General features: G+C 70.4%; 25 protein-coding genes and 2 rRNA genes. 7 read left to right on the top strand and 20 right to left on the bottom strand.

What is annotated here, in order from left to right; all coding sequences use genetic code 11:
- Positions 1 to 59: 59 nt before the first annotated feature.
- Together ACIQ7Q_RS00135 and ACIQ7Q_RS00130 are read left to right on the top strand one after the other, a co-directional pair.
- Positions 60 to 938, top strand: a complete 879-nt coding sequence (locus tag ACIQ7Q_RS00135) for a glycoside hydrolase family 19 protein (RefSeq protein ID WP_403856365.1) — start codon at positions 60 to 62, stop codon at positions 936 to 938.
- Positions 939 to 1,196: 258 nt separating this feature from the next.
- Positions 1,197 to 3,980: an alpha/beta hydrolase family protein gene (locus ACIQ7Q_RS00130; RefSeq protein WP_403854524.1), complete on the top strand. Its 2,784-nt coding sequence runs from the start codon at positions 1,197 to 1,199 to the stop codon at positions 3,978 to 3,980.
- Between the two features lie 9 nt (positions 3,981 to 3,989).
- Here the strand turns inward: ACIQ7Q_RS00130 and ACIQ7Q_RS00125 are convergent, their stop codons facing one another.
- Complete coding sequence (locus ACIQ7Q_RS00125; protein WP_403856363.1) at positions 3,990 to 4,376, bottom strand: ATP-binding protein; 387 nt, start codon at positions 4,374 to 4,376, stop codon at positions 3,990 to 3,992.
- A 126-nt stretch (positions 4,377 to 4,502) separates the two neighbouring features.
- Here ACIQ7Q_RS00125 and ACIQ7Q_RS00120 point away from each other — a divergent pair, with 126 nt between their 5' ends.
- Together ACIQ7Q_RS00120 and ACIQ7Q_RS00115 are read left to right on the top strand one after the other, a co-directional pair.
- Positions 4,503 to 5,324, top strand: coding sequence for a Scr1 family TA system antitoxin-like transcriptional regulator (locus tag ACIQ7Q_RS00120; RefSeq protein ID WP_403854521.1), 822 nt, complete (start codon positions 4,503 to 4,505; stop codon positions 5,322 to 5,324).
- Positions 5,324 to 5,560: a DUF397 domain-containing protein gene (locus ACIQ7Q_RS00115; RefSeq protein ID WP_403854518.1), complete on the top strand. Its 237-nt coding sequence runs from the start codon at positions 5,324 to 5,326 to the stop codon at positions 5,558 to 5,560. Before ACIQ7Q_RS00120 ends, ACIQ7Q_RS00115 begins: the two co-directional genes overlap by 1 nt.
- Here the strand turns inward: ACIQ7Q_RS00115 and hemB are convergent.
- From hemB to ACIQ7Q_RS00070, 9 genes are all read right to left on the bottom strand, one after another.
- Positions 5,544 to 6,545, bottom strand: coding sequence for a porphobilinogen synthase (gene hemB, locus ACIQ7Q_RS00110; RefSeq protein ID WP_403854516.1), 1,002 nt, complete (start codon positions 6,543 to 6,545; stop codon positions 5,544 to 5,546). The two genes, ACIQ7Q_RS00115 and hemB, sit on opposite strands and share 17 nt — an antisense overlap.
- Before the next feature lie 62 nt (positions 6,546 to 6,607).
- Positions 6,608 to 7,462: a class I SAM-dependent methyltransferase gene (locus ACIQ7Q_RS00105; protein WP_403854513.1), complete on the bottom strand. Its 855-nt coding sequence runs from the start codon at positions 7,460 to 7,462 to the stop codon at positions 6,608 to 6,610.
- A 150-nt stretch (positions 7,463 to 7,612) separates the two neighbouring features.
- On the bottom strand, positions 7,613 to 8,653 hold the full coding sequence (locus ACIQ7Q_RS00100) for an SPFH domain-containing protein (RefSeq protein ID WP_403854510.1): 1,041 nt from the start codon (positions 8,651 to 8,653) through the stop codon (positions 7,613 to 7,615).
- 3 nt (positions 8,654 to 8,656) lie between these two features.
- Complete coding sequence (locus ACIQ7Q_RS00095; RefSeq protein WP_403854507.1) at positions 8,657 to 9,088, bottom strand: NfeD family protein; 432 nt, start codon at positions 9,086 to 9,088, stop codon at positions 8,657 to 8,659.
- Positions 9,089 to 9,483: 395 nt separating this feature from the next.
- A complete protein-coding gene (locus ACIQ7Q_RS00090; protein WP_403854504.1) occupies positions 9,484 to 11,145 on the bottom strand; it encodes a uroporphyrinogen-III synthase in 1,662 nt (553 codons plus the stop codon).
- Positions 11,142 to 12,101, bottom strand: a complete 960-nt coding sequence (gene hemC, locus ACIQ7Q_RS00085; RefSeq protein WP_403854501.1) for a hydroxymethylbilane synthase — start codon at positions 12,099 to 12,101, stop codon at positions 11,142 to 11,144. Before hemC ends, ACIQ7Q_RS00090 begins: the two co-directional genes overlap by 4 nt.
- Positions 12,098 to 13,846 carry a glutamyl-tRNA reductase gene (locus ACIQ7Q_RS00080; RefSeq protein WP_403854498.1) on the bottom strand — a complete coding sequence of 583 codons (1,749 nt, stop codon included), beginning with the start codon at positions 13,844 to 13,846 and terminating at the stop codon, positions 12,098 to 12,100. The genes hemC and ACIQ7Q_RS00080 overlap by 4 nt, the downstream gene beginning before the upstream one ends.
- Entirely contained in the window at positions 13,843 to 14,568 is a 726-nt protein-coding gene (locus ACIQ7Q_RS00075) for a redox-sensing transcriptional repressor Rex (protein WP_356638537.1), read from the bottom strand. Before ACIQ7Q_RS00075 ends, ACIQ7Q_RS00080 begins: the two co-directional genes overlap by 4 nt.
- 316 nt (positions 14,569 to 14,884) lie before the next feature.
- Positions 14,885 to 15,163 (bottom strand): glutaredoxin family protein, encoded by a 279-nt coding sequence (locus ACIQ7Q_RS00070; protein ID WP_403854495.1) that lies wholly within the window; start codon positions 15,161 to 15,163, stop codon positions 14,885 to 14,887.
- A gap of 104 nt (positions 15,164 to 15,267) precedes the next feature.
- Here ACIQ7Q_RS00070 and ACIQ7Q_RS00065 point away from each other — a divergent pair, with 104 nt between their 5' ends.
- The 3 genes from ACIQ7Q_RS00065 (at position 15,268) to ACIQ7Q_RS00055 (ending at position 18,909) form a co-directional block, all read left to right on the top strand.
- A complete protein-coding gene (locus ACIQ7Q_RS00065) occupies positions 15,268 to 16,209 on the top strand; it encodes an HAD family hydrolase (RefSeq protein ID WP_403854492.1) in 942 nt (313 codons plus the stop codon).
- 413 nt (positions 16,210 to 16,622) lie between these two features.
- Positions 16,623 to 17,417, top strand: a complete 795-nt coding sequence (locus ACIQ7Q_RS00060) for an ECF subfamily RNA polymerase sigma factor, BldN family (RefSeq protein WP_356638540.1) — start codon at positions 16,623 to 16,625, stop codon at positions 17,415 to 17,417.
- A 298-nt stretch (positions 17,418 to 17,715) separates the two neighbouring features.
- Positions 17,716 to 18,909 (top strand): DUF5667 domain-containing protein, encoded by a 1,194-nt coding sequence (locus ACIQ7Q_RS00055; RefSeq protein ID WP_403854489.1) that lies wholly within the window; start codon positions 17,716 to 17,718, stop codon positions 18,907 to 18,909.
- Positions 18,910 to 18,984: 75 nt separating this feature from the next.
- Here the strand turns inward: ACIQ7Q_RS00055 and ACIQ7Q_RS00050 are convergent, their stop codons facing one another.
- The 10 genes from ACIQ7Q_RS00050 to ACIQ7Q_RS00005 form a co-directional block, all read right to left on the bottom strand.
- Positions 18,985 to 20,127: a lysophospholipid acyltransferase family protein gene (locus tag ACIQ7Q_RS00050; protein ID WP_403854486.1), complete on the bottom strand. Its 1,143-nt coding sequence runs from the start codon at positions 20,125 to 20,127 to the stop codon at positions 18,985 to 18,987.
- Between the two features lie 15 nt (positions 20,128 to 20,142).
- Positions 20,143 to 21,225 carry an NAD-dependent epimerase/dehydratase family protein gene (locus ACIQ7Q_RS00045; protein WP_403854483.1) on the bottom strand — a complete coding sequence of 361 codons (1,083 nt, stop codon included), beginning with the start codon at positions 21,223 to 21,225 and terminating at the stop codon, positions 20,143 to 20,145.
- Between the two features lie 163 nt (positions 21,226 to 21,388).
- Complete coding sequence (locus ACIQ7Q_RS00040; RefSeq protein ID WP_003948845.1) at positions 21,389 to 21,487, bottom strand: 30S ribosomal protein bS22; 99 nt, start codon at positions 21,485 to 21,487, stop codon at positions 21,389 to 21,391.
- Positions 21,488 to 21,609: 122 nt separating this feature from the next.
- Positions 21,610 to 21,822, bottom strand: a complete 213-nt coding sequence (locus ACIQ7Q_RS00035) for a helix-turn-helix domain-containing protein (protein ID WP_014046653.1) — start codon at positions 21,820 to 21,822, stop codon at positions 21,610 to 21,612.
- Positions 21,823 to 21,950: 128 nt separating this feature from the next.
- Positions 21,951 to 22,754 carry a phosphatase gene (locus ACIQ7Q_RS00030; protein WP_403854480.1) on the bottom strand — a complete coding sequence of 268 codons (804 nt, stop codon included), beginning with the start codon at positions 22,752 to 22,754 and terminating at the stop codon, positions 21,951 to 21,953.
- Positions 22,755 to 22,873: 119 nt separating this feature from the next.
- Positions 22,874 to 24,040, bottom strand: a complete 1,167-nt coding sequence (locus ACIQ7Q_RS00025; protein ID WP_403854477.1) for an acetoin utilization protein AcuC — start codon at positions 24,038 to 24,040, stop codon at positions 22,874 to 22,876.
- Positions 23,991 to 25,274: an MFS transporter gene (locus ACIQ7Q_RS00020; protein WP_403854474.1), complete on the bottom strand. Its 1,284-nt coding sequence runs from the start codon at positions 25,272 to 25,274 to the stop codon at positions 23,991 to 23,993. Before ACIQ7Q_RS00020 ends, ACIQ7Q_RS00025 begins: the two co-directional genes overlap by 50 nt.
- A 43-nt stretch (positions 25,275 to 25,317) precedes the next feature.
- Positions 25,318 to 25,962, bottom strand: coding sequence for an HAD family hydrolase (locus ACIQ7Q_RS00015; protein ID WP_403854471.1), 645 nt, complete (start codon positions 25,960 to 25,962; stop codon positions 25,318 to 25,320).
- An 84-nt stretch (positions 25,963 to 26,046) separates the two neighbouring features.
- Positions 26,047 to 26,163: ribosomal RNA gene (gene rrf / locus ACIQ7Q_RS00010) — 5S ribosomal RNA — on the bottom strand.
- 78 nt (positions 26,164 to 26,241) lie between these two features.
- A 23S ribosomal RNA gene (locus ACIQ7Q_RS00005) occupies positions 26,242 to 26,335 on the bottom strand; the annotation flags it as partial.

Below are 26,335 nucleotides of genomic sequence, written 5' to 3'. Positions count from 1 at the left end.
CTGTGCCGGGTAAGGCCGTTGCGCTCAGAAGGAGTGATCGAGTGCTGAGAACCCGCCTCATGGCGCTACTGGTCGCCGTCCTCGTCGCGACCGGTCTCGCCGCAGTCCTGATGCCCTCCGCATCCGCCGCGTCCGCCGCATCCGTGTGCGACACCGCGCCGAACTGGCAGCAGGGCGCCTGGTACACGACTGGCAACGTTGTCAGATACAACGGCGCGTACTACATAGCCGAGCACGACAACCCGGGATACGACCCGACGATCAGCACCTGGTACTGGAACCCATACACCTGCGGCGGCGGCGGCAACCCGTCACCGTCCGGCTTCGTGGTCAGCGAGTCACAGTTCAACCAGATGTTCCCGAACCGGAATTCCTTCTACACCTACAGCGGCCTGACCGCGGCCCTCAGCGCCTACCCGGGGTTCGCCAACACCGGCAGCGACACGGTGAAGAAGCAGGAGGCCGCGGCCTTCCTGGCGAACGTCAGCCATGAGACCGGCGGACTGGTCCACGTCGTGGAGCAGAACCAGGCCAACTACCCGCACTACTGCGACTGGAGCCAGCCCTACGGCTGCCCCGCGGGCCAGGCGGCGTACTACGGTCGCGGGCCGATCCAGCTCAGCTGGAACTTCAACTACAAGGCCGCGGGTGACGCGCTCGGCATCGACCTGCTGAACAACCCGTGGCGTGTCCAGAACGAGGCGGCCGTCGCCTGGAAGACAGGCCTCTGGTACTGGAACACCCAGAGCGGCCCCGGCACGATGACCGGGCACAACGCCATGGTCAACCAGGCCGGCTTCGGTCACACCATCCGCTCGATCAACGGCTCGCTGGAGTGCGACGGGAAGAACCCGGCGCAGGTCCAGAGCAGGGTCAGCAAGTACCAGCAGTTCGCCCAGATCCTGGGCGTGCCGACCGGCGGAAACCTCTACTGCTGAGGACGGACCGCCACTGAACGGGCCGCGGACCGGGGAGACATCGTCCCCCGGCCGCGGCCGCACCATGTTCACGCCATCTCGCCGCGCACGGCCTGTTTCAGGCCACCTCGCCGCGCACGGCCCGTTTCAGGCCACCTCGCCCCGCACGGCCGGGTTCACGCCGCCCCACAGGCAACCCGCGGAACCCTCATCCCGTCCTCCGAGGTCGAGAGGCGCCCGGGGGAACGGGCGCGCGAACACGGGGACGAGGAGGGAACGTTGATACGTGCCCGGAAGATGTGGGCCACCGCCGTAGCGGTGCTCACGGTCGTGGGTGTGTCGCCCGCGGTGGCACAGGCTCGGCAGGCACCCGACGTCCGGCCCGCCGCAGCGGCGAAGGACAACAACGCCGATCTGCCGCCCGGCTGGCGAATATCCGAGAACGACGGTGAGAGCGCGCTGGAGTGGCGCTCACCGCGCCCGGTGCCCGCGGGCGATGCCCGCGTGGAGTTCCACGCCGACGGCAAACTGGTCGGCGCGCCCGAGCCGGACAAGGACGGCCGGACCTTCCGCCTCCCCCTCGAGGAGGCCCGGACAAGCAACCTGACCGACCTTCAGGTGCTCGCTGCCGGCCGCCGCCTCGACCCGGCCCCCGCTTCCGGCGCCCGGGACCGACGGTCCGCACCGCCCGCCGCGCAGCCGCCCGCCCGGCTCCCGGCAGGCTCCGTCGACCCGGGCAAGCCGGGCTCGTACACCACGACCACGAGCGAGTACGCGCTCGACCCGGTCCGGCTGCCCGGCTTCTCCGCCCCGGTCGAGATGCGCGGCGTGGTGGTCGCCCCGAAGGGCGCCACCGGCAAACGCCCGGTGGCGCTGTTCCTGCACGGCCGGCATGCCACCTGCTACGTCCCCGGCAGGGACGGCGACGTGACGATCGACTGGCCCTGCGCCGAGGGCGCGGAGCCGATCCCGAGCCACCGCGGCTATCTGCGCGACCAGAAGCTCCTGGCTTCCCAGGGCTATGTGACCGTGTCCATCTCCGCGAACGGCGTCAATGGCCAGGACGGCGTCGCCGACGACGGCGGCGCGCAGGCCCGTTCGTCGCTGGTGCGGACGCACCTGGCCCGCTGGGCCGACTGGGCCGCCGCGCCGGCCACGGCGCCGGACGCCGTGCGCGACACGCCGAAGGCCGACCTGTCCCGCGTCCTGCTCGTCGGCCACTCGCGCGGCGGAGAAGGCGTCAACCGCGCAGCCATGGACAGCCTCTACCCGCCTCCGGCCGACCAGGACGGCTACCGCGGCGCGGTGCGCTGGCACATCCGCGGGACCGTGCTCATCGGCCCGACGATCTTCGGCCAGAACCCGGTATCGGACGTGCCGTCGCTGACGATCCTGCCGGGCTGCGACGGCGACGTCTCCGACCTCCAGGGCCAGGTGTACGCCGACGGCACCCGTGGCGTCAGCCAGGGCAAGGCCCTGCACAGCGCGGTCTACATGGTCGGCGCCAACCACAACTACTTCAACAGCGAGTGGACGCCGGGCCAGGCCCAGGCGCCCGCCGACGACGACTTCTGGCACGACCCCGAGCAGCCGGACCCAGTGTGCTCCCCCGGAACCGCCACCCGGTTGACCGCCGACCAGCAGCACCGCGCGGGCGCCACCTACATCGCCGCCGCCGCGCGGCTGTTCGTCGCCGGCGACGACAAGGTCCGCGAGCTCCTCGACGGCTCCGGCCGCCGTGCCCCGTCCGCCGACCCCGCGCGGGTGCTGACCCACGCGGTGGGCGCCAACCGGCGCGCCGGGTTCCTGCCGGACGGCCCCGTGAAGGTGACCGGCGGACGGCTGTGCTCCGCGATCGATCCCGACCCGCGCACCACCTGCATGAACGCGGAGGCGGGCGGCTCCTCGCCGCACTTCGCGCAGTGGCAGCCGGAACGCGAGGCGGGCCGCCGCGCCGTGGCGATGCGCTGGTCCGCGCCGGGCTCGGCAGCAGTGCGAGTGCGTCCGGAAAAGTCTCTCTCCGTCGAAGGGGCCCAGAGCCTCGCGCTGCGTGTTTTCGTACCGCCGAACACCACCCGGACGCAGTTGGACGTGGCCGTCACCGACGCCTCCGGCAAGCGGGCGAAGCTCGGCGGCGTCCGGGTGGACGGGCTGCCGGGCAGCGACCGCACCGCCTCGTACTGGGCGCGCGAAGTGCGCGTACCGCTCGCCGCCGCCACCCGCGCCGGTCTCGACCTGCGCCGGATCGCCTCGCTGGAGCTGACCCCGCGCACCCGCTCGGGGCAGGCGTGGCTGATGGACGCCTGGGCCTGGAGCCCCGGCACCCCCGCCGTGCAGGAAGCACCGCTCACCCGTGTCGACCTCGGCCGTCTGAAGGTCAAGGAGGGCGACTCGGGCACCCGCACCTACCAGGTACCCGTGCACGTCTCCGGCAAGGGCAGCGGCACGGTCCGGCTGTACGTCCTCGACCCGGTCACCGGCCAGGCGAAGGACCGGCTGGTGACGGTGAAGCCCGGCGGCAGCGCCGTCGACGTGCCGGTGACCGTGAAGGGCAACAAGCGGTACTCCTGGGACGTGTCCCACGACGTGCTCGTGAAGGCGGTCCGCGGGACCGTCGTCGGCGCCCACGCGGGCGGCGTCACCGCCGAGAACGACGACCCGATGCCCGAGGTCACCGTGAAGCCGGTCGCCGACAGGGTGACGGAAGGGCAGCCGCTGAAGTGGCGGGTCGCGCTGTCCGCGCCGGCCGACGTGGAGATGACCAGGACACTGAAGATCGTGCCCGCCGGCGGCCGTCCCGAGCTGTCCACCAAGGACGTCGAACGGCAGTGGCTGCTCGACATGATCGGCGAGGTGCCCGGCGGCGAAGTCCCGCTGTCCGAGCTGGAGTACGCCTCCCTCTGGGTGTCCGTACCGGTCGGCGAAACCACCGCGGAGGTGACCGTGCCCACGGTGCGGGACCGGGTGGCCGAGCCCGCGGAACACGTGGGCCTGCAGTCCACCGACGACGAGGGCGAGCCGCAGGGCCCGGTCCTCACGGGCACCGTGCGCGACGCGACGTAGGGCGCCCGTTCAGGGCCGCGCGAACTCGCACCACACCACCTTGCCGGGTTCGCGCGGCCCGACCCCCCACCTGTCGGCCAACGCGTCCACCAGCAGCAGTCCGCGCCCCGACTCACCGGCCGGGGCGCGGACGCAGGGTCGGCCGTCACCGCTGTCGTGCACCTCGACACGCAGTGTCCCGTCCTCCGACAGCAGCAGCCGCAGCAGATACCCGCGGCCGGGCGGCACACCGTGCACCAGCGCGTTCGTCGCGAGCTCGCTCACGCAGAGCGTGATGTCGTCCGCCCGCGCGCCCCATCCCCACGCGTTGAGCGCCTCGCGGGCGAACTCCCTGGCCGCGCCGACGGATCGGCGCTCGCGACGGCAGAACACCTCGCGCAGTTCCTCGTGTTGCATCGTCCTGTCCACGGGGACGAGATTCGCGCTGCGGGCGGCGACGACAGCACTCCGCCGACCCGTACGTTTCATTTGTACGGGTCGCCCAGGCGTAACGTACGGGCGGGTCCGGGGAGTTGGTGAGGTATGCACCCCAGGAGACGCCACCGGAAGAACGCGTCGGCGACGCGGCTGGTCGGCCGCCAGCTCGCCCGCTTCCGCGAGGCCGCGGGCCTCACACAACGCGAACTCGCGACGGAGTTCAACCTCGCCGAGGAGACCGTCGCCTCCATGGAACAGGGCCGCCGCCCGCTGAAGCCGGACCTGGCGGAACGCTTCGACGAGCGCCTCGACACCAAGGGCGCACTGTCGGTGGCGGTGGAGCACCTGCCGGAGGTGGACCTGATCCCGGCGTGGGCGGAGGAGTACATGGACCTGGAGCGGGAGGCGCTGACCTTGTGCTTCTACGCCAACCAGGCCCTGCCCGGCCTCCTCCAGACGGAGGAGTACGCCAAAGCTGTGTTCCGCAGCCGGGTTCCAGCCTTCAGCGAAGGGGAGGTCGAAGCGCAGGCGGCAGCGCGCTTGGGTCGCCAGGCGATACTGCGGCGCGACCCTCCGCCCAACCTCAGCTTCATCATCTGGGAGGCCGTGCTCAGAGACCACCTTGGCGGAGCAGCCACCTACCGAGAGCAGTTGGACCATCTGCGCACGTGTTCCGGACTGACCGGCATCGCGCTCCAGATCATGCCGCTCGGCAGAGAGTCACATGCGGCACTTGACGGGCCGTTCGTCCTCCTGGAAACGCCCGATCACCAACAGCTCGCGTACAGCGAAACCCAACGCGGCAGTCAGTTGGTGTCCGACCAGGACGAGGTGTCCATCCTCTCCCAGAAGTATGCGATGCTGCGAACTCAGGCCCTCAACGCGGAGGATTCAAGGGCCCTGTTGAACCGGCTGCTGGGAGAGTAATGAGCACCGCACTGAAGTGGTTCAAGTCGAGCTACAGCGGCAGCGAGGGCGGAGAGTGCCTCGAAGTGGCGTACCACTGGCACAAGTCCACCCACAGCGGCGACGAAGGCGGGCAGTGCGTCGAGGTCGCCACCCACCCCGCCGCCGTCCACGTCCGCGACTCCAAGAACCCCACCGGCCCGGTGCTCACGCTCGCACCGGGCGCCTGGCGGGAGTTCGTCAGTGACCTGAGCTGATCCGCTGGGCGACCTCCGTCGCCCAGTAGGTCAGGATCATCTTCGCGCCCGCGCGCTTGATCCCGAGCAGCGTCTCCGCGATCGCCTTGTCGCGGTCGATCCAGCCCTTCTCCGCCGCCGCCTCGACCATCGCGTACTCGCCGCTGATCTGGTACGCCGCGACCGGCACGTTCACCTCGTCCGCGACGCGCGCCAGGATGTCGAGGTAGGGCCCCGCGGGCTTGACCATGACCATGTCGGCGCCCTCTTCGAGGTCGAGCGCCAGCTCGCGCAGGGACTCGCGGACGTTCGCCGGGTCCTGCTGGTAGGTCTTGCGGTCGCCCTTGAGCGACGAGCCGACGGCCTCGCGGAAGGGGCCGTAGAAAGCGGAGGAGTACTTCGCGGTGTACGCGAGGATCGACACGTCCTCCTTGCCGATCGTGTCGAGCGCGTCGCGGATGACACCGATCTGGCCGTCCATCATGCCGCTCGGACCCACCACATGGACGCCCGCGTCGGCCTGGACCTGGGCCATCTCCGCGTAACGTTCCAGCGTGGCGTCGTTGTCCACGCGGCCGTCCGCCGTGAGGACTCCGCAGTGGCCGTGGTCGGTGTACTCGTCCAGGCACAGGTCCGACATGATCACGAGCTCGTCGCCGACCTCTGCCTTGACGTCCCGGATCGCGACCTGGAGGACGCCATCGGGGTCCGTGCCGGCGGTCCCGAGGCCGTCCTTCTTCGCGTCCTCGGGCACCCCGAAGAGCATGATCCCCGCGACCCCGGCCTCGCGCGCCTCGACGGCGGCCTTCCGGAGCGTGTCACGGGTGTGCTGCACGACGCCCGGCATCGCCTGGATCGGAACGGGCTCGCTGATCCCCTCGCGCACGAAGGCGGGCAGGATCAGATCGGCCGGGTGCAGCCGGGTCTCCGCGACCATGCGCCGCATCGCGGGGTTCACTCGCAGACGCCGCGGCCGCGCACCGGGAAAGGATCCGTACACAGTCATGCATGCCACGCTACGCCCGCCGCGGGGGTGCGAATGCCGACAGCCCGTCGGTGCCGGGCTCCTTACGGGCGGGTGGCGGTGACGACCCAGACGGCCGACGCGTAGCGCACGCCCTCCGGTGTCGCGTGCGCCTCGATGTCGACGCGCAGATTCGCGAGGGCCCGGGCCCGCCCGGTCTCGTCGAGGTCATCGGCCATCCAGGCGAGCATCCCGGAGACGAAGGAGTAGGCGCGTTCGGCGTCCCGCCCGAAGGTCATGGGGCGTTCCAGCCCCGTCAGCTCGGGCGTGTCGAACCCGGCGGCGGTGAGCGTGTCCCGTACGACACCGGGATCGGACATGGCGAAGGGGCCAGGCTCGTCCGGCGGCGGCACGGGCAGGTCGCGGCCCGCCGCGAGGGCGGTCGCGAATGACCGGAACCACTCGTTGCGTTCCAGTCCCTGCCACACCAGCAGAGCCACTCGGCCGCCGGGCCGCAGGGCGCGCGCGATGTTGCGGAACGCGGTCACGGGGTCGGCGAAGAACATGACCCCCATGCGGCTGACCGCGATGTCGAAGGACGCCTCGGGGAACGGGTACGTCTGAGCGTCGACCTGCTCGTATCGGACGCTGTCGAGGCCCTCGCGCTCGGCTTCGCGCCGGGCGACGCGCAGCATCGGGCCCGACAGGTCCACGCCGAGGACCGGCCCGCCGACGGTGAGCCGGGCGGCGGCCCGGGAGGTCAGACCGCTGCCGCATCCGATGTCGAGGACCCGCTCACCGCGGTGCAGCGCCGCGGCGTCGAGGAAGGGCCGTTGGTAGGCGCGCAGGGCCCGGTCGAAGTCGTCGGCGTGTGCCGCCCAGTAGGAGCCCTCTTCGCCGTCCCAGGAGCGGGCCTGCTCGGCGTTGGACGGATCGACGTGCAGGGTCCTGGCGGTCATGGCGGTCTCCCACTCGTTCTCACCCGCGTGAGGTTCTGCCTCCGGTGTACGCCTCCCCGTGCGCGGCCGCCAAACGGTGCGGGTGGAGCCCTGCTGTGCGGGGCGGGCGGCGGCAGCAGGCGACCGAGGCGGTCCAGCCGGTCCGTGACCTCATCGGCGGTGCCGTGGGGGGAGGGCGCCGGTGGTGACGCCGTCGGCCTTGGCTGCGTCGGCGAGGGCCTCGGCAGCTGCCTCCGCGGCTTGTGCCGTGTCGTCGGCGGCTTCCTCTGCGGCCTTGTCGTCGGCGGTCTTCTCCCGGGTGGCCGGTGACTGGGGCAGCGCCTCGGCGAAGGCTCGGGAGACGCCCTGGAGCGCGGAGGTGACCTCACTGGGGATCATCCACAAGGTGCTGCCCGGCCCCTGCGCGAGCTGAGGCAGCGCCTGGAGGTACTGGTAGGCGAGCAGTTTGGGGTCGGGATCGTTGCGGTGCACCGCCTGGAACACCTGGTCGATGGCCCGGGACTGGCCCTCGGCCTTGAGGATCTCGGCGGTACGGTTGCCCTCCGCGCGAAGGACGGCGGACTGCTTGTCGCCCTCGGCGGTGAGGATCTGCGCCTGACGCTGCCCTTCGGCACCGAGGATCGCGGCCCTTTTGTCCCGCTCGGCCCGCATCTGCTTCTCCATGGCGTCCTTGATGGACTGCGGGGGGTCGATGGCCTTGATCTCCACCCGGTTGACCCTCAGTCCCCACTTGCCGGTGGCCTCGTCCAGCACGCCACGGAGCTGGCTGTTGATCGTGTCACGCGAGGTGAGGGTCTTCTCCAGGTCCATCGACCCGACCACGTTGCGCAAGGTGGTGACGGTGAGCTGCTCGACCGCCTGGAGGAAGTTCGCGATCTCGTAGGCGGCCGCTCGTGGGTCGGTGACCTGGAAATAGATGACGGTGTCGATCTCGACGACCAGGTTGTCCTCGGTGATGACCGGTTGCGGCTTGAAGGACACGACCTGTTCCCGCAGGTCGATCGCCGGATGGACGCGGTCGATGTAAGGAACGACGACGTTGAGGCCGGGTTGCAGGGTGCGGTGGTAGCGGCCGAGCCGTTCGACGTTGCGCGCTCGCGCCTGGGGCACGATGCGTACCGCCCGCATCACGGTGAAGACGGCGAAGAGCGCGACGATCACGCCCGCGACGAGGAGAGCCGAAGCTTCCATGGTTCACTCCCGGGGATAGACGAGCGCGGTGGCTCCGGTGATCTCGATGACGTCGACGGTCGTTCCAGGAGGGATCACCAGCGTCTCGTCATAGGCGCGGGCCGTCCATTCCTCGCCGCCGATGCGCACCCTGCCACCCATGCCGGTCACCTCGGATACGACATAGGCAGCACTGCCGACCAGAGCGTCCACGCCGAATCGCTCGGCCGGGGACCGGCGCACACGGCGCAACGCGAGAGGGCGCAGGAACAGCAGGCCGGCCGCAGCGACGACGGCGAACACCAGAAGTTGCAGGGACAGCGGGAGTCCGACCGCGGCGGATCCCGCTGTGACCAGCGCGGCACCACCCAGAATTCCGAGCGCAGCAGTGAGGGTGAAGATCTCCGCCACGGCCAACACCGCCGCGATGATCAACCAGATCAGCCATGGCTCCATGAGCAGCCTCCTGACCGGTGCGGGTACGCAGATGGCTGGGCCCTTGCCTCTCGGCTGCCGATACCGGAGGAACAGGCTCCTGCCGAACGGGCTGAACTCCACCGATCCGAGCACCCCGGGCAACCATTTATTACTTTTGCGCCAATTTAACCCATTCTGCGGAAGGGGACACCGGCCATGGAGCGCCGGCGGGCCCGCCTTCGACCTTGCCTACATCACCGCCGGGGCGCCCGGGCGCAATGCCCCCGCCCCGTGCCCGCAGCAGCCGTGCCCGCGGGGCGTGGCTGCTGCGGGCACGGCTCGGCCAAGGGGCGGGGCGGAGCCTCCGGCTACGGAAAAGGGCGGGCAGAGGAAAGAACCTCTACCCGCCCACACCCGTAGGCACCCGGTCGTCGTCAGGTCGTCGTGCGTCTCCGCCGTCCGCCGGGCCGCCGCTCGGACGGCCGCGTCACGTGCTCGCCCGCCTCGACCGCCGCAGCGCGGCGCGCCGCGCCGAACTCGGCGAGGGCCTCGGCCAGGCGGTGCACCGACGGCTCCGGGGACAGCACGTCCACCCGCAGCCCGTGCTCCTCCGCGGTCTTCGCGGTCGCAGGACCGATGCACGCGATCACGGTGACGTTGTGCGGCTTGCCGGCGATGCCGACCAGGTTCCGCACCGTCGACGAGGACGTGAAGAGCACCGCGTCGAAGCCGCCGCCCTTGATCGCCTCGCGCGTGTCCGCCGGCGGCGGCGACGCACGGACCGTCCGGTAGGCGGTCACGTCGTCGACCTCCCACCCGAGGTCGATGAGACCCGCGACCAGCGTCTCGGTCGCGATGTCGGCGCGCGGCAGGAAGACGCGGTCGATCGGGTCGAAGACCGGGTCGTACGGAGGCCAGTCCTCCAGCAGACCGGCCGCGGACTGCTCGCCGCTCGGTACGAGGTCGGGCTTCACACCGAAGTCCACGAGCGCGGCGGCGGTCTGTTCGCCGACCGCCGCGACCTTGATCCCGGCGAAGGCGCGCGCGTCGAGCCCGTACTCCTCGAACTTCTCCCGCACCGCCTTGACCGCGTTGACGGAGGTGAAGGCGATCCACTCGTAGCGGCCGGTCACGAGTCCCTTGACCGCGCGCTCCATCTGCTGCGGTGTCCGCGGCGGTTCGACGGCGATCGTCGGGACCTCGTGCGGCACCGCGCCGTACGAACGAAGCTGGTCGGAGAGCGACGCGGCCTGCTCCTTCGTGCGCGGCACGAGCACCCGCCACCCGAAGAGCGGCTTGGACTCGAACCACGCGAGCTGATCGCGCTGCGCGGCGGCGCTGCGCTCACCGACCACGGCTATGACGGGCTGATGGCCCTCGGGAGACGGCAGCACCTTCGCCTGCTTCAGGGTCTGCGCGATCGTGCCGAGGGTCGCCGTCCACGTCCGCTGCCGCGTCGTCGTACCGGCGACGGTGACGGTCAGTGGGGTGTCCGGCTTGCGGCCTGCGGCGACGAGTTCGCCGGCCGTCGCGGCGACGGTCTCCAAGGTGGTGGTGACGACGACGGTGCCGTCGCTCGCACCCGTCTCGGCCCAGCACCGGTCGGAGGCGGTCCGCGCGTCGATGAAGCGGACGTCCGTGCCGTGCTCGTCACGGAGCGGGACTCCGGCGTACGCGGGCACGCCCACCGCGGTGGCGACACCCGGCACGACCTCGAAGGGAATCCCCTCGGCGGCGCACGCGAGCATCTCCTGACCTGCGTTCGTGTCCAGGCCCGGGTCGCCCGTCACCGCACGGACGACCCGCTTGCCGCCCCGCGCGGCCTCCATGACAAGATTGGCCGCATCCCTGAGGACGGGGATCCCGGCGGAGGTTGACGCGTCGTCAACAACCGTCAGCTCAGGCGTGCTTACGCTCGCCCGCGCATGGCCGCGAACTACGTCGAGCACATGCGGTTCGGCGATCAGCACGTCGGCGCCGGCGAGCGCCTCGACGGCGCGCAGAGTCAGCAGACCGGGATCGCCGGGACCGGCACCCAGGAAGGTGACGTGCCCGTGGGCGGGAAAGGCCGGATGGTTCGAGGCGGTGGGGCTCAAAGTGCTCGCTCCCCCATAAGACCGGCCGCACCCTTGGCAAGCATCTCGTGCGCGAGTTCGCGTCCGAGCGCCACCGCGTCGCCGTGCGACGTGGGTACGGAGCCGGTGGTGGACAGCTGCACCAGCGTCGAGCCGTCGGTCGTGCCGACGACGCCGCGCAGGCGCATTTCGGTGGCATCCTGTCCGTCGCCCAACAGGTCGGCCAGCGCACCCACAGGTGCGGAGCAGCCGGCCTCCAGGGCGGCGAGCAGGGATCGCTCGGCGGTCACGGCGGCCCGGGTGAGCGGGTCGTCGAGCTCGGCGAGCGCGGCTACGAGGTCCGCGTTGTCCGCGGCGCACTCGATGGCCAGTGCCCCCTGGCCGGGGGCCGGCAGGACGAAGTCGACCGACAGGAAGTCGGTCACCTCGTCGGTCCTGCCGATGCGGTTGAGTCCGGCCGCGGCGAGCACGACGGCGTCGAGCTCCCCGTTCCGCACAAATCCGATGCGGGTGTCGACGTTGCCGCGGATCGGCACCGTCTCGATCGTCAGCCCGTGCGTGCGGGCGTACGCGTTCAGCTGCGCCATCCGGCGCGGCGAACCGGTGCCCACGCGCGCGCCGTTCGGCAGCTGCTCGAAGGTCAGGCCGTCGCGCGCGATCAGCACGTCCCGCGGGTCCTCGCGCTTCGGCACGGCCGCGAGCGCCAGTTCGTCGGGCTGCGTGGTCGGCAGGTCCTTCAGTGAGTGAACGGCGAAGTCGACCTCCCCGCGGGCCAGCGCCTCGCGCAGCGCGGCGACGAACACGCCCGTCCCGCCGATCTGCGCGAGATGCTCACGGGAGACGTCCCCGTACGTCGTGATCTCGACGAGCTCGACGGCGCGGCCGGTCGACTGGCGCACCGCCTCAGCCACTTGCCCGGACTGGGCCATGGCCAGCTTGCTGCGCCTGGTCCCGAGCCTCAGTGCCCTCTCGGTCATACTCGCCCTCGGTTCTTGACGTCTGCGTCATTCAGGTCGGCCCGGCTGACGGAGGCGACCGTCTCCGGGTCGAGGTCGAAGAGGGTCCGCAGCGCGTCCGCGTACCCGGCGCCGCCGGGTTCGCCGGCCAGCTGCTTGACCCGCACGGTGGGCGCGTGCAGGAGCTTGTCCACCACGCGGCGCACGGTCTGGGTGATCTCGGCGCGCTGCCGCTCGTCGAGTCCGGTCAGCCGCCCCTCGAGCCGTGCCATCTCGCCCGCGACGACATCGGCGGCCATGGTGCGCAGGGCCACCACAGTCGGCGTGATGTGCGCGGCGCGCTGGGCTGCGCCGAAAGCGGCGACCTCGCCGGAGACGATGGAGCGGACCTGGTCCACGTCGGCGGCCATCGGCGCGTCGGCGGAGGCCTCCGCGAGGGACTCGATGTCGACGAGCCGTACGCCCGGGAGGCGGTGGACCGCGGCGTCGATGTCGCGGGGCATGGCCAGGTCGAGCAGCGCGAGCCGTACCGGCCCGTTGCCGTGCGGCGTGACCGTGCCGGTGATCGCGTTACGGGGCGCGCGGGAGCCGTTGTCGACCCACGCACCGTGCTGCACCAGGGAGTCGTCGAGCCCGACGGGGCACTCGCCTCCGACCGCGCCTTCGGCACGGACGGCGCTCTCGGCGCCTTGGGCAACGTTCGCTCCTGCGGCGTCGCCGGAATCCGGCCGCACGGCGTCACCGGTGGGCCTGGACTCGGCCACGCCCGCGTCCGGGCCACCGGCCCGGTCGACGCCGGGCAGGCCCGCCAGGTCGTCCGCGCCGCCCGGCAGTTCCGCGACGCGGCCGTCGCGGGCCGCCGCGGCGGCCAGGCGAGCGACGACGCTTCCCCCGGGAGCCCGCAGGTCCGTCCGGGCAACGCTGTCGGGGACCACGTGCTGCGCCAGCGCCGCCGCGACCGACTCCGCGGTCAGCACGAGCCCCGTGGCACCGGTGCACGACACGACCACGTCGGCGCGGGTCAGCTCGGCGGACACGTCCGCCATGGGCACGGCCTGCGCGCCGATGCCGGACTCGGACAGCACAGCGGCCAACCGCTCCGCGCGCTCCATGGTCCGGTTGGCGACGACGAGCTCACGCACGCCGAGGCGCGCCAGCGTCGTCGCGGCCAGCGAGGACATCGAACCGGCACCGATGACCAGCGCCCGCTTGTCCGCGGCCCACCGCTCGACCGGCACGCCCGCGGCGAGCTGCTCGAGGCCGAAGGTGACGAGCGACTGCCCGGCCCTGTCGATCCCGGTCTCGCTGTGCGCGCGCTTGCCTACGCGCAGCGCCTGCTGGAAGAGGTCGTTGATCAGCCGCCCGGCGGTGTGCAGTTCCTGCCCGAGCGCCAGTGCGTCCTTGATCTGCCCGAGGATCTGGCCCTCGCCGACGACCATCGAGTCCAGACCGCAGGCCACCGAGAAGAGGTGGTGGACGGCCCGGTCCTCGTAGTGGACGTAGAGATAGGGGGTGAGCTCCTCGAGGCCCACACCGCTGTGCTGGGCGAGCAGGGTCGACAGCTCGGCGACTCCGGCGTGGAACTTGTCGACGTCCGCGTACAGCTCGATGCGGTTGCACGTGGCCAGCACCGCCGCTTCGGTGGCGGGTTCCGCGGCCAGGGTGTCCTGCAGCAGCTTGATCCGCGCGTCCGTGCTGAGCGATGCCCGCTCCAGCACGCTCACGGGGGCGCTGCGGTGGCTCAGCCCGACGACCAGGAGACTCATGCCGGCATCACCGCGGACATGCCACCGTCGGGGCCCTTGCGGCCCGCCGCCTCGGCCTCCTCGCCGGCCTTCCGCTGCTCGTGGAAGGCGAGGATCTGCAGCTCGATCGAGAGGTCGACCTTGCGCACGTCGACGCCGTCGGGAACGGACAGCACCGTCGGGGCGAAGTTCAGGATCGAGGTGACACCGGCGGCGATCAGACGCTCGCACACCTGCTGAGCGGCGCCCGCGGGCGTGGAGATGACGCCGATCGAGACGCCGTTGTCGCTGATGATCTTCTCGAGCTCGTCCGTGTGCTGCACCGGGATGCCCGCGACCGGCTTTCCGGCCATTGCCGGGTCGGCGTCGATCAGCGCGGCGACACGGAAACCGCGGGACGCGAAGCCGCCGTAGTTGGCGAGTGCGGCGCCGAGATTACCGATTCCTACGATCACAACCGGCCAGTCCTGGGTCAGCCCCAGTTCACGGGAGATCTGGTAGACGAGATACTCCACGTCGTAACCGACACCGCGGGTCCCGTACGAGCCGAGGTAGGAGAAGTCCTTGCGCAGCTTCGCGGAGTTGACGCCTGCCGCGGCCGCGAGCTCCTCGGAGGAGACCGTGGGTACGGACCGCTCGGACAGCGCGGTCAGTGCGCGCAGGTAGAGCGGGAGGCGGGCGACGGTGGCCTCGGGGATTCCTCGGCTACGGGTCGCCGGTCGGTGATTTCGGCCAGTTGCCACGGTGCTCCTGGGGGATGAGCGAGGCTGCAGGCGGCCGTGTGTCTCCCGACCGCCCCGTCGACAGCAGGCTATGTCTTTGTGAACGCGTGCACAAAGATGGTGTCCGCTTTGTCCATCCAAAGTGACCGGGGTCACGCAATTCCGCGGCCGAATCACGGAACCGTGAACCCTCGGTGACCGTTCAGGTGCCGAAGAGGGCAAAACGGTACACACTCCTCTCGAATCCGCCCCCCGAGACCGCCTGACTCCGCCCACTGTGCCCTGCCGACGACGCGTCCCGACAGGGCCGGGAGGCGACGGGAGACAGCTCCGCCCCCTACCCGCCCAGCGCGCGACGCAGCCGCCCGGCGTCCACCTTCCAGAACGTGTGCTGCTCGCCGTCGACCAGCACGACGGGAATCTGCTCCCAGTAGGCACGGTGCAGCTCCTCGTCCTGGGTGATGTCCTTCTCCTCCCAGACGGCGCCCGTCTCGGCGCACACCGCCTCGACCACCGCGCGCGCATCGTCGCAGAGATGACACCCGGGCTTTCCGATGAGAGTGACGTGACGTTCACCCGACTTCTTCTTCGCAGTACGCCGCAGCAGTCGACCCATGCGTCCATTCTCGCCCGTCCCTTTAACAGTGCGGTTGCGGAGTGTTCACGCCACGGCATCCCGGCGTGTCGGGAAGTACCGAACAGACTGGCTATGCTCACGACATGGCCGCACTGGGATGGCTCACCCCCCGTAGGCGCTCCGCCACCGCACGCAGCGTGCTCGCGGGCGAAGCAGCAGCCGAGGCAGCACGAAAGTCCTCGCAGACGATCGAGGCACTCGACGCGCTCGACATCACCGCCCCTCCCCTGGAACCTGAGTTCCCGGTCGCGGGCGACGAGCACGCCGCCGCGTTCTTCGACCTCGACAACACGGTCATGCAGGGCGCCGCGATCTTCCACTTCGGACGGGGCCTGTACAAGCGGAAGTTCTTCCAGCGCCGCGAACTGGCCCGGTTCGCCTGGCAGCAGGCGTGGTTCCGGCTCGCGGGGGTCGAGGACCCCGAGCACATGCAGGACGCCCGCGAGAGCGCCCTCTCCATCGTCCAGGGCCACCGCGTCTCCGAACTGATGAGCATCGGCGAGGAGATCTACGACGAGTACATGGCCGACCGCATCTGGCCCGGCACGCGCGCCCTCGCGCAGGCACATCTCGACGCCGGCCAGAAGGTGTGGCTGGTGACCGCCGCCCCGGTCGAGACCGCGACGATCATCGCCCGCCGTCTCGGCCTGACCGGCGCACTCGGCACAGTCGCCGAGTCCGTGGAGGGCGTCTACACGGGCAAGCTCGTGGGCGAGCCGCTGCACGGCCCGGCGAAGGCAGAGGCGGTACGCGCCCTGGCATCCGCCGAGGGCCTGGACCTGTCGCGCTGCGCGGCGTACAGCGACAGCCACAACGACATCCCGATGCTCTCGCTCGTCGGCCACCCGTACGCGATCAACCCCGACACCAAGCTGCGCAAGCACGCCCGCGAACGCGACTGGCGGCTGCGCGACTACCGCACCGGCCGCAAGGCCGCGAAGGTCGGCATCCCGGCCGCCGCCGGCGTGGGCGCCCTGGCCGGCGGCACCGCCGCGGCGGTCGCCCTCCACCGCCGACGCCGCTGACGAGCCGGGAGCACCCAGCCGCACTCGGCACTTCGGGCACTGGGTTCGTCACCCGGTGCTTCGGGCCCTCGCAGGGCCGCCTCGAACATGCGCTCCCGCGCGTGTCGGCGGGCAATCCACTGGTCCTACCCTGCCGGGCCCCCGGCCAGTCCCGTTGTCACGGGCCGGGCACAACGCATCGCCCGATAAGACAGATGACGACGTAATTCGATCAACAATTGCTCACAATGTGCGACTACTTCAGTCGCCTAGACGTAACAGAAGCGTCGGAAACGACGATTTTAGCAACTGGGTGTAGCGCTGCCTGTACGAAGCGTTATTCTCCTCAGACGCATGACGGACCCCAACCAGGTACCACTACGGGTGAACGGTCCCGCACTGCACGTGATGGAAGCTCTGCCTCTGGGAGTCCCGTGTACCCACACGTCGGGGTTGACGCCTCGGGCCTGGCTACGCTGCGCGCAGCGGTCCTCGACCACTTGCGCGGCCTTGTCCCCGCCGCGAACGCCGTCCCCGCATTCGCCACACCACGCCTCGCCGTCAGCGGCCCGGCCGCCCCCTGCTACGCCCTGGCCGACGGTCGCGCCGCGGTGGGCAGGAGGTCGGGTCGCGGCAGCTCAGGAAGCTCGACCACCGCCCGCAGGCCGACCGCCGACAGTGACAGCGCCCGCATGATGGACCTCGTCGAACGCGCGCAGGCGGGCGAGGCCGAGGCCTTCGGCCGGCTCTACGACCAGTACAGCGACACCGTCTACCGCTACATCTACTACCGCGTCGGAGGGAAGGCGACGGCGGAGGATCTCACCAGCGAGACCTTCCTGCGCGCCCTGCGCCGCATCTCGACCTTCACCTGGCAGGGCCGCGACTTCGGCGCCTGGCTGGTGACCATCGCGCGGAACCTGGTCGCCGACCACTTCAAGTCGAGCCGCTTCCGGCTGGAAGTGACCACCGGCGAGATGCTCGACGCCAACGAGGTGGAGCGCAGCCCCGAGGACTCGGTCCTGGAGTCCCTTTCCAATGCCGCGCTCCTCGAAGCCGTCCGCAAACTCAACCCCCAGCAGCAGGAGTGCGTCACCCTCCGCTTCCTGCAGGGCCTGTCCGTCGCGGAGACGGCCAGAGCGATGGGGAAGAACGAGGGCGCCATCAAGACCCTCCAGTACCGGGCGGTCCGCACTCTCGCCCGACTCCTGCCCGACGACGCCCGCTGAATCGTTCCCCACTGCGGCCGCCGTCCACCTCTCCCCCGCTCCCCACGCCCCACACTGCCCCCACAATCGCCCACAGCCCCCGTCCCCAACTCACCCTCGGTGACGCCTTGATGACGCACTGGTCCGATCATCTTTCGCGCGTAACCCAAGTGCCGCGCCGCTCGTTGTGCGGGATGCAGGCTCCCTCTGGATGCGCCATGTCCACTGCCACTCACTCTTTCGTGTGGATGTGCTCAAGGTGTGCAACCTTCCGGAACCCCAAGGGAGTCGATCGTCATGACGAGAGGAGGTGCCGCCAGTGATCGCGAACGTTTCGGCACACCGGCGGGCGAACGCCTTCGCCCAGGCCTTGGAAGACCAGGCGACCGAGCAGCCCGACGAGTCGGTCGAACCGCCCGAGCACGGACGGTTGTTGACCCTGGCCCACGGTCTCGGCGAGCTGCCGAAGCCGGAGATGGACCCCGAGGTCAAAGTGGTGCAGCGTGCACAGCTTGTGGCCGCGATGGAGTCGATGCTGCTGGAAGGCACAGCCGCCGCAGGGGGTGCGTCCACGGGCCCTACGGTGCCCGAGCAGCGGACGTCCGGCCGCGGCGCCCATCGGGGAACCCCGCTCCGGAAGTTGCGACCCCGTTCCCGCTGGTCGAAAGGGCTCGCGGCAGGCGGGCTGACCGTCGGCGTGGCGGCGGGCGCCTTCAGCGGAGTGGCTGCTGCCAGTTCCGACGCCCTCCCCGGTGACTCGCTGTACGGGCTGAAGCGTGGCATGGAGGACTTCAAGCTCGGCCTGGCGGACGACGACTCCGACCGCGGCGAGCTCTACCTCGGCCAGGCGTCGACCCGCCTCAGCGAAGCCCGTCGGCTCATGGAACGGGGCCGCACCGGCAGCCTGGACCACGAGGCCCTGGGCGAGGTCCGTCGCGCGCTCACGGGCATGGGGCACGACGTCACGGAAGGCCATCGACTGCTCAGCGCCGCCTACGAACGCGACGGCTCGCTCGCGCCCATGGCCACGCTCGATTCCTTCTCGCGCTCGCACCGCGACACGTGGAACGGCCTGCGCGACCGGCTGCCCGCCCAGTTGACCGACGTCGGCGACGAGGTCAGTTCCGCCTTCGACGCCATAGACGAAGAGGTCGGCCCGCTCGAGTCGATGCTGCCCCGCGCCCCCGAGAAGAACCGCGGCTCGAAGGGCCCGGGCACGTCGCAGGACTCCGGGCGCACCACGGACCCGGGCAGTGCCACGGCCACCGCGCCGGGCAGTGGCGACAGCCACACCGGCGAGGACAGCAAGCCCAGTCCGTCCGGCTCGTCCTCCGGCTCGGAGGAGGACGGCCTGCTCGGCGGCAACACGGGCGGCCTGTTCGACCCGCCGAAGGACGCGGCGACCCCGTCCCCGTCCGGCAAGGTTTCTGAACCGCCGACGCCGGATGTCACCATCCCGCCGTTGCTGCCGGGCCTCCTGCCCGGTCTCGGCTTCGACGCGGAGGACGACTAGAGCGGCACGGGTGAGGGGTGGGTCCCGAGCGCGGCCCACCCCTCACACCTGTCTCCGCAGCGGGCTTCCGAGCGGCTAGAAGAACACCGACCGGCGCTGCACCAGCAGCTTGTAGAGCGTGTGCTGGATCTGCTCCCTCACCTGGTCCGTGAGGTTGAACATCAGCATCGGGTCCTCCGCTGCCTCCGGCGGATACCCGTCCGTCGGGATCGGCTCCCCGAACTGGATCGTCCACTTCGTCGGCAGCGGCACCGCCCCCAGCGGCCCGAGCCACGGGAACGTCGGCGTGATCGGGAAGTACGGGAAGCCCAGCAGCCGCGCCAGCGTCTTCGCATTGCCGATCATCGGGTAGATCTCCTCGGCCCCGACGATGGAGCACGGCACGATCGGCGCGCCCGCCCGCAGCGCCGTCGAGACAAAGCCGCCGCGCCCGAAACGCTGCAACTTGTAGCGGTCGCCGAACGGCTTGCCGATGCCCTTGAAACCCTCGGGCATCACGCCGACGACCTCGCCGCGCTGCAGAAGCCTCTCCGCGTCCTCCGTGCACGCCAGCGTGTGCCCCGCCTTGCGGGCAAGCTCGTTGACCACGGGCAGCATAAAGACCAGATCCGCGGCGAGCAGCCGCAGATGACGGCCCGCCGGATGGTTGTCGTGGACGCCGACCTGCAGCATCAGACCGTCCAGGGGCAGCGTCCCCGAATGGTTGGCCACCACCAGCGCCCCGCCCTCCGACGGGATGTTCTCGATGCCCTTCACCTCGACGCGGAAGTACTTCTCGTACATCGGCCGCAGCATCGACATCAGGACCTGGTCGGTGAGCTCCGCGTCGTAGCCGAACTCGTCGACCTCGTAGTCGCCGGTGAGCCGGCGGCGCAGGAACGCCAGCCCGCCCGCGATCCTCCGGTCCCAGTCGCCGACGGCAGGACCCGGCACCCCTCGGGGCTCCTCGGCGGCCTCCTGCCCGCCCGGCGCCTCGCCGGAAAGCCCGGCTGCGCCGGCGGCGATCGAGGCGGCCGGGGAGGCGCCGGGAGCGCTCGTACCGCCGTCCCCGTCCTCGCCGCCCTGCCGGCCCGGCAGGGGGCTCACAGCCGTGTCCCGCCCCACCGCCGGGTCGGCCTTCCGGCGCCCACCGGCCGCGGAGCGCCGCCGCACCGGGCGCTGCGCGCCGCCACCGCGCGAACGATCGTCGTCGAAGGGAATGACCTTGGCGTCCGCCATCGTCGGCTGTGCTCCTTATCCGGGCTGTCCGGTGCTGTGCGGGCTTTGCAGGGCCGCCGGCCCGCCGTCCCCCGAGGACAGCGCGCTCGCGACCTGGTCCACTGCCCTGGCGACCACCGAAGGCGGCAGCAGGCCAGGCCCCCGGCTGCGTGCGAAGTCCGAGAAGGTCTCCGCGGTCGTGTACTTCGGGCGGAAGCCCAGGGTCTCGCGCATCTGGACGGTGCTGACCACCCTTCCGTGCGTCAGCAGCCGGATCTGCTCGGGCGAGAAGTCGGTGATGCCGATCGTCCGCAGCGCGGAGCCCACCCAGGTGACCGCAGGCAGCAGCACCGGCATCGTCGGCCGCCCCAGCCGCCGCGAGCACTGGGAGAGCGTCAGCACGCCTTCGCCGGCGATGTTGAAGGTGCCGCTGTTGAGCGTGCCGCGGCGCGGCTCGTGCAACGCCAGCCGCAGCACGTCGATGACGTCGTCCTCGTGGACGAACTGCAGCCGGGGGTCGTAACCGAAGACGGTGGGCATCACCGGCAGGGCGAAGAACTCGGCGAGCGGCGAGTCCGCGCACGGTCCGAGGATGTTCGCGAAACGCAGCACGCACACCGCCACGTCCGGGCGGCGACGGGCGAACCCGCGCACATACCCCTCGACCTCGACCGCGTCCTTGGCGAAACCACCGCTGGGCAACGACTTGGGGGGCGTCGTCTCGGTGAAGACCGCCGGGTCGCGCGGTGCCGAGCCGTACACGCTCGTACTCGACTTGATCACCAGCCGCTTGACGGTCGGCGACTTCTGGCAGGCGCCGAGGAGCTGCATGGTGCCGATGACGTTGGTCTCCTTGACCGACGTACGGCCCCCGGCCCCCAGCGGCGTCCCGGTGACGTCCATGTGCACGACCGTGTCGACGTCGTGCTCGGCGAGGACCCTCGCGATCGCGGGCTGCCGGATGTCGGCGCGTACGAATTCGGCGCCGCCCAGATGGTGCTCGGGACCCACGGCGTCGACCCCGATCACCCGGTCCACTTCGGGATCCCGCTGGATCCGCCGCACAAGGCGGCCGCCGAGTTGCCGGGCCACTCCGGTGACGAGCACGACCTTGCCCAAGATCAGCGCCTTCCCCTAGGTCCTGGCGTCACCGTAGCGCGTCACTGTTGCACTGTGGTGACGCGACGACGGACTTTTGCCACGTCGCGACCCGCATCGCGCCGGAAAGCACCTCGGCCCCTCCACCGGTCGGTGGAGGGGCCGAGACACGTACAGCTGCCGCTTACTTCTTGTTGCGACGCTGAACGCGGGTGCGCTTGAGCAGCTTGCGGTGCTTCTTCTTGGCCATCCGCTTGCGCCGCTTCTTGATAACAGAGCCCACGACTACCCTCGCTCACTTCTCTTCACTCGGTGCGGGGCGTCTGGGCCCACACGACCTACGTCGGCCTAGCCTACCTGCCGCCGAGTGAGGGACGTAATCCGAGGGGAATCGTCCGGCCCCTGTTACGCGGATTCCACCCCCACGAAGGATTCGCGGAGATACTCGTGAACCGCTTGCTCCGGTACCCGGAAGGACCTCCCCACCCGAATCGCCGGCAGATGACCACTGTGCACCAAGCGGTACACCGTCATCTTCGACACCCGCATTACCGAGGCAACTTCCGCCACGGTAAGAAACTTGACCTCGTTGAGAGGCCTCTCGCTGCCAGCAGCCATGACCCACCTGTACCTTCCGCACCCGACGCGCACCGGCTTCCCCTCCGGTGACTCTTCGTCGCTGTGCGCTCACTGCCCAGACTAGGGGCGGGTGATGCGAGTGGGGAAGAGGAGCAGCGCTCAGCCGCCTACTGTGACAGACACGCCCGATTGAGCACATAGCGCGTCAACGGCCGGTAGAAATCGGCCCGTACGGCGTCATCAAGCGGAACCGCGACCGATACCTGACCCTCCACCTCGCCGACGAACAGAGCCGGATCGTCCGTATCGGCCAGTCCGATCGCCTCGATGCCCAGCTGACCTGCCCCGCAGACCCAGCCGTGGTCTCCCACGACAAGATCGGGCAGCGGCCCGCCGACGGCCGCGGCGGCCTGGAGAGCGACCCTGACCGGTAGCGGCGAATGGCTGTGCGTGCCGGCCTCCCGCGCTCCGGCTTCATGCAGCAACGCCACTCCTCGTACGTACTCGAGGCCGTACGTACGTACGCCGAACCGGGTCGTTATGTCGATACATCGCCCCTGCGCGGGTGTGAGTACGGAACAGCCGGCCGCCGACACGGCGTCTGCCAGATCGGCGTAGAACCCGAGCAGACGGTGCGGATGACCGGTCCCGAACAGCACGGACCCGCCTCGCGCGGCCACCGCGCCCAGCCGCTCAGCGAACGCGCCGAGCCTGCACAGGGTCCGCTCCGGGTCGATGACATCCGTCCCCGTCACATCGTCCGGGTCCCCCGAGACCCCGCACTTCTCCGCCATGAGGGCGACGATGTCGCGCACACTCCAGGACCACTGGGGGTCGAGCCCGATCGTGACCCGGGGATCCCTGGCCACAAAGGCCCGGTAGCTCCGCAGACTCGCCTCCCGCGAGGTGGCGACATCCCCGGCCAACCGCGACGCCAGCAGATGGGCCCGCAAAGCTCCGGTGCTCAACACGCTCCCGATGCTGGCCCACCCGGATGATCACCGCGCGAGAACCACGGAAAACCGCCACAGTTGGCGTAACACCTCAGTGGGCCGGCCTGTCTCCGGGCCGGCCTGTCGGAACGTTCCAGCTACGCCAGGAGCCCACGCAGCGGGAACACCGCCCGCCTCGTCGCCAGCACCGCCTGGTCCAGTCGGTCCGCCGGATCGTAGCCCTCTTCCCAGGGCCGCCACCGGACGGGCCACCGTCCGTCGGTCATCCGCGCCGGCGCCAACTGCCGTGCCCTCGCGTAGACCTCGTCCCGCCATGACGACGGGACGACCGACTCGGGGTCCACGGGCTCGTGCGCCGCGATCCCCACCAGATGCGTCCACGAGCGGGGCACGACGTCGACGACCGCGTAACCGCCGCCGCCGAGCGCCACCCACCGGCCGCCCTCGGCATGCTCGTGCGCGAGCGCGTGGCACGCTTCCTGCACCGCGCGCTGGGCGTCCAGCGAGACCGCCAAGTGCGCCAGCGGGTCCTCGAAATGGGTGTCCGCACCGTGCTGTGTGACCAGCACCTGCGGCCGGAAGTCCGCAAGCAGTTCGGGCACCACCGCGTGGAAGGCCCGCAGCCACCCTTCGTCGCCTGTGCCCGCCGGCAGCGCCACGTTCACCGCCGCCCCGTCCGCGCCCGTCTCCTCCGGCCAGCCGGTCTGCGGGAACAGCGTCCGCGGATGCTCGTGCAGCGACACCGTCAGGACCCGCGGATCGTCCCAGAACGCCGCCTGCACACCGTCCCCGTGGTGCACGTCCACGTCGACGTACGCGACGCGCTCCGCGCCGAGCTCCAGCAGCCGCGCGATCGCCAGCGACGCGTCGTTGTAGATGCAGAAACCGGACGCGCAGCCCGGCATCGCGTGATGCAGCCCGCCCGCGAAGTTCACGGCGTGCGCCGCATCACCCCGCCACACGGCCTCCGCCGCGCCGACCGACTGCCCGGCGATCAGCGCCGAGGCCTCGTGCATCCCCGTGAACGCCGGATCGTCGACCGTGCCGAGCCCGTACGACTGGTCCGCCGCCTTCGGGTCGGCGGACGCCGCACGGACGGCCTCGATGTAGTCCTCCCGGTGCACGAGCCGCAGCGTCGACGCCCCTGCGGGCTTCGCGGCGACCACGTCCATCGCCCGGTCGAGCCCGTACGCCCGCACCAGCCCCATGGTCAGCGCGAGCCGCACCGGATCCATCGGATGGCTGTCCCCGAAGTCATACTTCGTTACCGCCTCGTCCCACATCAACAACCCGCGGCCGCTCATACCCGCCACCGTATCGGGCGGCCCCGTCGCCGAACGACCTGGCGTACACCAACGTCACGAGCACGAGCAGCATCGGCACCAGCATCGCCCAGCGGTAGCTCCACGCATCCCCGAGCGCCCCCACAAGGGGCGAGCCGATGAGGAACCCGACGTAGTTGAAAACGTTCAGCCGCGCCACGGCCGCATCGCTCCGGCCCGTGCCGTCACTCTCACCGGCCTCCCTGTCATCGGCGTGGTAGTGACCGGCCTGGCTCTGTTCGGCATGCCGGCCGGCCGCGGCGAACGTCTGCGGCACGAGCACGCACAGCCCGAGGCCCAGCAGCGTGAACCCCAGGATGCCGATCCATGCCCCGGGCGCCACCGCGACCACACCGAAGCCGGCCGCCGCCAGCACCGCCCCGGCACGGACGACCACCACCGCCCCGAAGCGCCGCACCCCCAGGTCGCCCACGGCACGCCCGATGAGCGTCGTCACCATGTAGGCGTTGTACGGGACGGTCGCCAACTCCTCCGAGCTTTTCAGCACGTCCTGGAGGTACTTGGCGCTCCAGTTGGAGACGGTGGAGTCCCCGATGTACGCGAACGTCATCACCAGGCAGAGCGGCAGCAGCACCTTGAACGGCACTCCGCCCGCGGCTGCCCCTTGCACGCTCTCCTCAACGACCTCGGCGCGGCGCGCGTCGACGTACCACCGGCTTCCCATAAGCGCAGCCGGCACGAGCACCAGCACCACCGGCAGGTACGAGACGACAAGCGCCAGGTCCCAGTGGGCACCCGCCCAGGCGAGCGACGCCCCGATGATCCCGCCGAGGCTGTACGCGGCGTGGAAGCCCAGCATGATGCTGCGCCCGTAGGCCCGTTGAAGGCTGACCCCCAACATGTTCATCGACGCGTCCAACGCCCCTACGGACAGTCCGAAGACCCCGAGGGCGCCCGCCACCTGCCAGATCCCCTCCCCTGCCGCAACACCGAGCAGGGAGAGAAACACCACCGGCTGCACCCACCGCAGCACCGTGCTCACCGGAGTCCGACGCACGAGCCGCTCGGTCAGCACGCTCCCCACAGCGGCGAGGATCGGCACTGCCGCGAGGAACAGGGGCAGCAGGGCGTCGGATATCCCGTACCGCTCCTGGACGGCAGGGATACGTGTCACGAGGAGCGCGAACGCCACGCCCTGCGAGAAGAAGCTGAACGCCAGAGAGGCCCGTCCGTGGCGCAACCGCGCATCTGTCATGGCCGCACAGCGTATGCCCGGGTCCTACCGTGCGGTAGGCGGCTCACACGAGCAGTGCGGGCAGCTCTTCCATCGCTCCGAAGTACCCCTTCGCACCGGCGAGTTCCGTCTCCGCCGTCATGGCAGTGAACCCGTACACATCCATCCCGGCCGCCAGGGCCGCCTGCACACCGAGTCGACTGTCCTCTACGACCACGCACCGCCCCGGCGCCACGCCCATCCGCTCGGCGGCATGGAGGAAGAGATCGGGCGCCGGCTTGCCCCTGCCCACGTCCTGCGCGCTGAAGACGATGCCGTCCGTGAACCAGCCGTCCAGCCCTGTCCGGCGGTGCCCCACCCGGATCCGCTCATGACTCCCTGACGAGGCCACGCAGTACGGCACGCCATCGGCCCGGAGCTTCTCCAGTATCTCGGTCACGCCGTCCACGACCGCCAACTCCCGCTCGAACGCGGCAAAGACGCGAGCGTGAAGGACGTCGTCGAAGTCGGCGGGCAGCGCCTCCCCCGTCCTTTCACGCACCAGGTCATGGATGCGGTGGACCGCGGCACCCATGTAGTCGCGCAGGGAGTCCTCGTAGGAGGTGGGGTGCCCCAGCTCGGTCAGATAGCCGGCCAGGATGGTGTTGGACAGGGGTTCGCTGTCGACGAGCACACCGTCGTTGTCGAAGATGACGAGGTCATAGCGCATGCCGTCGACCCTAATCGAACTCATATGGCCGCAAACGCAGAAAAGCCCCGCACCATGACGGTGCGGGGCTTTCCCACAATGATTGTTCGGCGGCGTCCTACTCTCCCACAGGGTCCCCCCTGCAGTACCATCGGCGCTGAAAGGCTTAGCTTCCGGGTTCGGAATGTAACCGGGCGTTTCCCTAACGCAATGACCACCGAAACACTATGAAGATGTCGAACTACAAGCCGGCAAGGCGAGTTCGTTACTTCAGAACTAACACAGTGGACGCGAGCAACTGAGGACAAGCCCTCGGCCTATTAGTACCGGTCAACTCCACCCATTACTGGGCTTCCATATCCGGCCTATCAACCCAGTCGTCTACTGGGAGCCT

Origin of the sequence: Streptomyces sp. NPDC096176 (assembly GCF_044763255.1) — a bacterium.
Lineage (GTDB): Bacteria > Actinomycetota > Actinomycetes > Streptomycetales > Streptomycetaceae > Streptomyces.
Note: the sequence above shows the minus strand (reverse complement) of the source record. Positions and strands in the feature narration are given on the sequence as shown.

Coding starts and splice junctions, on each gene's coding strand:
- ACIQ7Q_RS00015 (WP_403854471.1), bottom strand. CDS start 25,962: ATGCGCTATGACCTCGTCATCTTCGACAACGACGGTGTGCTCGTCGAC.
- ACIQ7Q_RS00065 (WP_403854492.1), top strand. CDS start 15,268: ATGGCCGCACTGGGATGGCTCACCCCCCGTAGGCGCTCCGCCACCGCA.
- ACIQ7Q_RS00050 (WP_403854486.1), bottom strand. CDS start 20,127: ATGGCGGACGCCAAGGTCATTCCCTTCGACGACGATCGTTCGCGCGGT.
- ACIQ7Q_RS00095 (WP_403854507.1), bottom strand. CDS start 9,088: ATGGAGCCATGGCTGATCTGGTTGATCATCGCGGCGGTGTTGGCCGTG.
- hemC (WP_403854501.1), bottom strand. CDS start 12,101: ATGACCGAGAGGGCACTGAGGCTCGGGACCAGGCGCAGCAAGCTGGCC.
- ACIQ7Q_RS00035 (WP_014046653.1), bottom strand. CDS start 21,822: ATGGCTGCTGGCAGCGAGAGGCCTCTCAACGAGGTCAAGTTTCTTACC.
- ACIQ7Q_RS00080 (WP_403854498.1), bottom strand. CDS start 13,846: ATGAGTCTCCTGGTCGTCGGGCTGAGCCACCGCAGCGCCCCCGTGAGC.
- ACIQ7Q_RS00115 (WP_403854518.1), top strand. CDS start 5,324: ATGAGCACCGCACTGAAGTGGTTCAAGTCGAGCTACAGCGGCAGCGAG.
- ACIQ7Q_RS00070 (WP_403854495.1), bottom strand. CDS start 15,163: ATGGGTCGACTGCTGCGGCGTACTGCGAAGAAGAAGTCGGGTGAACGT.
- hemB (WP_403854516.1), bottom strand. CDS start 6,545: ATGACTGTGTACGGATCCTTTCCCGGTGCGCGGCCGCGGCGTCTGCGA.
- ACIQ7Q_RS00100 (WP_403854510.1), bottom strand. CDS start 8,653: ATGGAAGCTTCGGCTCTCCTCGTCGCGGGCGTGATCGTCGCGCTCTTC.
- ACIQ7Q_RS00105 (WP_403854513.1), bottom strand. CDS start 7,462: ATGACCGCCAGGACCCTGCACGTCGATCCGTCCAACGCCGAGCAGGCC.
- ACIQ7Q_RS00025 (WP_403854477.1), bottom strand. CDS start 24,040: ATGAGCGGCCGCGGGTTGTTGATGTGGGACGAGGCGGTAACGAAGTAT.
- ACIQ7Q_RS00020 (WP_403854474.1), bottom strand. CDS start 25,274: ATGACAGATGCGCGGTTGCGCCACGGACGGGCCTCTCTGGCGTTCAGC.
- ACIQ7Q_RS00125 (WP_403856363.1), bottom strand. CDS start 4,376: ATGCAACACGAGGAACTGCGCGAGGTGTTCTGCCGTCGCGAGCGCCGA.
- ACIQ7Q_RS00120 (WP_403854521.1), top strand. CDS start 4,503: ATGCACCCCAGGAGACGCCACCGGAAGAACGCGTCGGCGACGCGGCTG.
- ACIQ7Q_RS00135 (WP_403856365.1), top strand. CDS start 60: ATGGCGCTACTGGTCGCCGTCCTCGTCGCGACCGGTCTCGCCGCAGTC.